The sequence below is a fragment of the Mesorhizobium sp. M7A.F.Ca.CA.002.09.1.1 genome (genome assembly GCF_003998555.1).
GTDB classification, from domain to species: Bacteria; Pseudomonadota; Alphaproteobacteria; order Rhizobiales; family Rhizobiaceae; genus Mesorhizobium; species Mesorhizobium ciceri.
The window spans coordinates 1-965 of record NZ_RZRR01001349.1; the positions used below are offsets into that span (position 1 = coordinate 1).

Sequence of the window (965 nt, forward strand, 5' to 3'; positions counted from 1 at the left end):
GCCAGGCGGAGAACTGGTCGACGATGAAGATCGTCGTGAACAGGAGCAGCACGAGGGCTATCGTCTTGGCGCCGAAGCCGCGCGAGATCGACAGCTTCAACTCCTCGCCGATACCGCCGCCGCCGACCGCGCCCATGATGGTGGAAATGCGGACATTTATCTCAACACGCAGCAGCGTGTAGGACATGAAGTTGGGCAGCACCTGCGGCAGGCCGGCGAAGCGCACCCGCTCGAACCAGTTGGCGCCGACGGCCCTCAGGCCTTCCTCGGCGCGCATGTCGATGTTCTCGTTGATCTCGTAGAACAGCTTGCCCAGCGCGCCGATCGAATGCAGGCCGATGGCGATGATGGCGGCGATCGGGCCGATCGAGACGATGGCGGCGAACAGGCCGGCGATGACGATCTCGGGAAAGGCGCGCAGCAGTTCCATGAGGCGCTTGACGATCAGCCGCAGCACCGGATGCGGCGTCAAATTGCGCGCCGCGATGAAGGAGAACGGCACGGCGAAGACGAAGCCGATGAAGGTCGAGACCAGCGCCACGTTGAGCGTGGTCAGCATCAGCTCGAAATATTCGGGGATGTAGAAGCTGCCCCAGACATAGGCGCGGCCAAGCGGAAAATTGAATTCCTGGGTACCGGTGTCATGCGGGGAAGTGATGTCGAACATCGCCCGCCAGACATCGTTCCAGTCCTTGGGGACGAGCCAGCTCAGGAAATCCAGCAAATGCGGCAACCGGTCGAAGAAATGCCCGGCATTGGCCTCGTCGGCGAACCACATGGTGCTGCCGAGCGCGGTGATGAGCAGGCCGACACCGATGGCGGTGTAGAGCCGGCGCAAGGACGTCTGGCGACGCCAGGCGTCGGCCATCTGGTGAGTGGCGCCGGAAGGGGCTGTCACGGAAAGGGTCATGATCGGACATGCAAGAAGGGCGGCGTTTTCTCGACGCCGCCCTTCCTGGTTTCGC

The 965-nt window shown here is 63.0% G+C and carries 1 protein-coding gene; it reads right to left on the reverse strand.

The window, feature by feature from the left end; genetic code table 11:
- Positions 1–910 (reverse strand): phosphonate ABC transporter, permease protein PhnE (gene phnE / locus EN994_RS33130; RefSeq protein WP_127308238.1); only part of this gene is annotated, 910 nt, incomplete at its 3' end.
- Between the last annotated feature and the right edge of the window lie 55 nt (positions 911–965).